Source organism: Caballeronia glathei (assembly GCF_000698595.1).
Classification (GTDB): domain Bacteria; phylum Pseudomonadota; class Gammaproteobacteria; order Burkholderiales; family Burkholderiaceae; genus Caballeronia; species Caballeronia glathei.
The window spans coordinates 1-5210 of the sequence record NZ_JFHC01000153.1; the positions used below are offsets into that span (position 1 = coordinate 1).

Below are 5210 nucleotides of genomic sequence, written 5' to 3' on the forward strand. Positions count from 1 at the left end.
CCCTGGGATCACCGGGCGCTTACGATGATACAGCTATTGAGATTGGAATCAGCACCGATGCCCGGCGTGCAGCAGGAGGCGGAGCAGACGCGATGCGTGGAATGATTGAATCGCTGCGCGCAGACTTACCGCCCGATATCCCGAAAAAGGACGTCGAGGAAGCGTTGGCGCGTGTCGACGAAACGCTACAAGCCTTGTCCCAGCAGCAAAAATCTCGGGCTCAAGCTCTCGAAGTGGTCCGCAGCGAGTTGGCGCAAACGAGCGCGGAACTGCGTAGTTGCGAGACGGGTCTGGCGCAGAGCGCCGGCCTTGTTAACCGTTTCAAGCTCCTTCAGCAGAAATACGATAGCGACTTTGAACGGCTGGTATCGCTCGACGAAGGTTCCGCCGTCTATTTCCTCCTTGATGACGTACCATGCCCACTGTGCGGCACAACGCTACCGAACCAGACGAAAGCGTCGTTGGCCTCGCCCGACGTTGCGGACAAGCAGCGACGCGCCATCGCTGCCGAAGCAGCCAAAATCGATAAGCATCGAACCGGGCTCGCCGCCGCATTGAGCTACGAGACAGAGCAACTCCGTTCTTTTGTGGCAAACCGCGAAGAACTACAGGCGGCCTTGCAGTCACAGAGCGCTCGCGAACGGCGCATGATTGACTCTGGCATTGACGAATTTAAGGTGTCGGCAACCGACCTCGCCAGACGACGGACTGAACTCTATACGCAGGCACGCGCTTTCGAGGAAATTGCTCGTCTGACGGTCGAGGCCGCAAAGCTGGAGGCGGTCAGCGTCGGAAAGAACTCGCGCATCGAGCGACAGTTGACGCAGGATGGATTAGAGCTATCAGACCTCGTGCTACAGCTCATTCATGCTTGGGGCTTCGAGTCGATTAGGCAGATTACGTTTGATGCCGCGGCATTTGACATAAAGGTTGACGGCAGGAGACGTACGTCGTTTGGACAGGGAGTACGGGCCTTGTTCCTGGCCGCCTACTATGTCGCGCTGCTGCAGTATGCCGAAAAGGTTGGACATCCCCATCCCGGCTTTGTGGTCATCGACTCGCCCTTGAAACCTTTCTCAGACAGGAAGCTGGGAGACCCGGATGTGCCTATGACCACCGTAAACATGCGGTTCTACAGCTGGCTCGCAGACTGGGCCGGCCCCGGACAGATTGTCGTTCTCGAAAACGAAGAACCACCGGCCGAACTCAAGCCGGTTTTGATGCCACTGGAGTTCACAAAAATGCAAGGCGTCGGGCGCCGCGGCTTTTTCCCCTGACGGTCGTCAGCCGCAAGATTTACGCTGGCGGGGAGAGAGATAAACGACATCGCTGTGTTAGCGATGGAAACATCCGACGCTACCAACAGTGCGTCCGACCGAAAGTATGCGTTCACTCACATCACGAAACGTCCCGCCGCCCTGTTTGACTGCGTCCTAACTGACGCGGCCACCGATATTGAACTGGCCGCTCGCAACCTACAGATTTCTGACGCCAGTTTCGTGCGGCTGCGCCGAGTGATGGACCGGGTTGCCTGCGCGCAACGGCTTTTGGAAACAATCAGGGTGGCGAGCGTGGGCACGAGCGGCGTGAGGGCGAAAGGCGACGAGACGGGGATGCGACAGATGGTGATGCGGGATGCGGTGGAGTTGCTAGCAAGGGGGGCCACAAGACTACCCAGTACGGGCGGTCGAGTGGCTTGTGTTGGAATCTGCAGCGGACGCCAAGATGTGACGTCCGCTTTTCGGGGGCAACCATTCTGAAATTGCCCTCTGTAGTAAGGACGCCGCCGCAGGACCAATTTGCAGATTAGCCTCTGCTCCAAAGCCTCAATGCACGCCCCAGCAACTCGCGCGCACGTGTTTCGATTGTTGACTCGTCCCAACTATCGAAGCGATTGAGCACACCGTTTATCGGCGACACAGAGTGCGTGAGAATCGCATCGCGCTTCGTCGCCCACGCGCTGTTTTTCATGGAACTGTTGAGGCTTCCGGTGATAAGCGTCAGGTTACCGAAAGTTTGAACCATTTCGTTGCGCCGACGACTCTCGGTCACCTCAGGCGTGTCCTCTTTCGCAAACCACGCGTGCTCAACGCCCGTCGAGCCATCCGGTAGCGGCCAGTGGGGCACCCAGCCTTGCGGCATGATGTGTTCGACTGTGAGCGGAGCGTTGGTGCTGACGTTCTCCGATTTCGACGACCGATACGTTTCGCTGATGCGCCAGAGAACGTGCGTTAGCCGCAGATTGTTGAGAGACTGGTATGCGCTGATGCGCATCCAGGCGTCGGACACAGCGTCATCGCTCGGCCAAACGTCAGTTGCACTTTTGAGCGACATCAGGTATTCCCGGACGACCTCGGCGCTAGCCCCCTTGGTCCGAATGGCCCGCGTGAGCCCCATGAAGATTCTGTTATACGCCTTCGTCTCATTGCCGCAAATCGCTCGACGCACAAAATAACTCTCAAGCATGTCAGCAGTTTCGGACATGTCGCCATCACTGGCGCCCAAGTCGAGCATTGCCAGAAGCGGCGGATAGGCCGTACTGACGTCAAAGAGATTAAGGAAATGCGCCAGTTTGCCAAGTAGCGGAGACTCGCGGGAAACAGAAAGCGTCCGGAAGTGGTCGCGCTGTCGAGCAAGCTCAGATAGCTCTTGCTCGACGGTCGAGAATGGCTTTTCGCGCTCGACCCAGTGCTTGTACTCGACAAAAAGATGCTTGATTGGGATATCTCGCGCCTGCTTGCTTGCAAGGTAGTGCTGGATGAAAAGGTCGCTCCGGGGTCGACGAAGTCGGCCTTGCGTCACCTCTTCACGCCAGAACGGGTCGTCGAACGTGGACCAGTACTGCTCATACAGCTGTTCCTGCTTTTCGCCGTGTCGGGCGGCACGCAGGAAGATGTAATTTCGGAGGAGGTCTGCCGGCAGGAGCGGCTCTCCCCTCGCATTGAGGGTTTCGAAGATGACCTGAGCGTCGTCGCCATCGCCCAAATCAATCGCAACAACCTTCAACGCAGTCTTGAGCGCCTCGAAGCATGCTTCAACGCGATACTCCATCGCGATATCGTCGCCAGCCGGCGGCTCGTCGGGGGTGCCCTTGAAATAGGCAAATATCTGCTCATGGAAGAACAAATATGCCTCCACCATGCGCGGCCGTGGATTGAACCTTCTTGCGTATGGCCGACGCGTTAAAGGATGAATCTTCTCAAGGGAAGACTTTGAGCCCGCGGTGAGCACATCCATGAACTGGTGGCGGTCAGAGAGCGTCGGCCAGACTTTGAATTTCTCGACGTCAGGTTCTGCCATCCTTCCTGAGTTGAGAGTGTAATGCTCACACTCCTTGGCGAACTCTTCCAGATTCTCCTCGCGACAAAAGTCACGGAATGCGGCAAGAAAAATCTGTAGCGTGGTCAGGCGCTGTTGTCCGTCGATTACGCTCCGCCGCTCGACTCGACCAACGTGCGTCTGCTTCTGGTCCAGCACCATCGCACCCAGGAAATGGACAGGCGCGTCTCGGCGGTCCTCAATGAACTCAGTGAATTTGCGTGATATGTCTTCCCAGAGAGGTTCCCACTGATGTTCCTTTCCCCATACATACTGCCGCTGAAACATTGGGATTTCGAGTCGCATCTTCCTTTCGAAGATGTCAAGCAATGCAATCGCGTTTGCGTCCATCAGTGGTCCCTCAGCGTTCGTGTGTTTTCGTGGCTTGACTTGGCCGAACGCGATGATAACCAGAACAAAGAATGGTTGAAACAGGCGACATCCGAACATGCGCGAACCGTCTTGGACCGGGAATCCGTTGTACGAGCGTAGCCGGCCCGTCTGAAGGAGCGTCGAAGCACGTTCCTCCGGATGCTCGAGCCGTTGACCGAGTGCCTTCACAAGCTGCGGTGTAGCTGCGGGGCCTTCGCTTTGTTTGCTTCCATAGGGCGCTTCGGCAACGATAAGAACCCGTAGTTCTCGAAACCCGTCGACCTCGTACTTGGAGCCAATCTACGGCATGAAAAACACGTTGCTCATTTGAGAGTCCGCTAGTCGGCGTAGCGACCCTTTGAGTCCAACGACCAACTTCGGAGGGTCTCACTGGAAATTAGACGGGCGCCGGTGAGCGCCTCGAGCTGCGCGCCAAATGCAACCTTTCGGTCCCTCGGGATAGTTTCGACCCAACGCTTCAGTAGAGACTGAAAATGGACGTCTCCGCACGCATCATACGGATATTCGGCTGTCTTGAGACAAGCCTTTAACTTTTCAAACGCGACCTGCAAAAGATTTGAGCTCAGGTGACTGTCGGTGTGCGCGGGAGCCACCAGTTTGCGAAAGACTGCGTTGCGCGAAGAAGAGTCGACACTTGTCGCCATCAACAGGATATGTTGGAGGCTATGATAGTTGGTGCGGGCGCTCCCCCGACATATGCGGGTCCATAGAGTATTCCGTCGCTCGCCAAACCCATCTATTCCACACGGTCCTTCCGTCAGACAGCGTAAGCGCAGCGTTTCCTGAAATGAGAGGCCCGGCAGTGTCCGGCCGTCCGCCACAAGCCCAGAGATGTCGAGGAAGCTTTTGCTGCCCTTTGCCTTATTGGCTCGAACGCTCATGACAATAAGGTCGCCGTCGGCATAAGCACCGTCATTGTTTACCCGGTCCACTGACCAATCAGTGTCTTTGCGAGTGCTGTGAGTCAGTTCGACCAGTGTCACCGGGCAATTCGGGTAATCAATAAACCTTCCACGGCATGCCCAGCTGCCTGCAGTGCTGCTCGCGGTCGCGCCCAATTACATCGACAGCTACGCAAAAACAAGCCCCGTTTCCGGGGCGCGAAATCAAAGTGCATATTCCTCGAAGTCTGCGTCATCGACGGTGTGAATCCGGTCGTGCAGGTCTAGAGTGTTTCCATCAAGCCAGTCGCGGATATTTTCTGTCGCGTGCAAGGCGACCTGATGCTCCAGTGACCGCGCGTTCGCGTGCCATTCAGGGCTTCGGAACTCCTCGTCAGTCGTCGGTGTAGCGGATGCGTCTGCGAAAAACTCGCCAGCGTCCGGATAAATAGTAGATATGCCATGAATTTTGATTTCCCTGTCACCAGCGGCATCGAGCGTCCATGCAGCCCAGCAAAAGCGTTTGATTTCGGTGCCTGCATCTTGCGTTGCGGGTGCGAGGACATAGTCAATCACGTACCTGTCGGTTCAAACGCTGTCGATGGGGTTCCGAACTGT

Annotated in this window: 3 protein-coding genes; 1 reads left to right on the top strand and 2 read right to left on the bottom strand. The window is 56.6% G+C overall.

What is annotated here, in order from left to right; genetic code table 11:
- On the top strand, positions 1–1277 hold a 1277-nt coding region (locus tag BG61_RS37475; protein ID WP_206540637.1), incomplete at its 5' end, for a sbcc family protein.
- Between the two features lie 529 nt (positions 1278–1806).
- Here the strand turns inward: BG61_RS37475 and BG61_RS37485 are convergent.
- Positions 1807–3669: a DUF262 domain-containing protein gene (locus BG61_RS37485; RefSeq protein ID WP_035924266.1), complete on the bottom strand. Its 1863-nt coding sequence runs from the start codon at positions 3667–3669 to the stop codon at positions 1807–1809.
- Positions 3670–4817: 1148 nt separating this feature from the next.
- Complete coding sequence (locus tag BG61_RS37495) at positions 4818–5168, bottom strand: hypothetical protein (protein WP_035924258.1); 351 nt, start codon at positions 5166–5168, stop codon at positions 4818–4820.
- Positions 5169–5210: the final 42 nt, after the last annotated feature.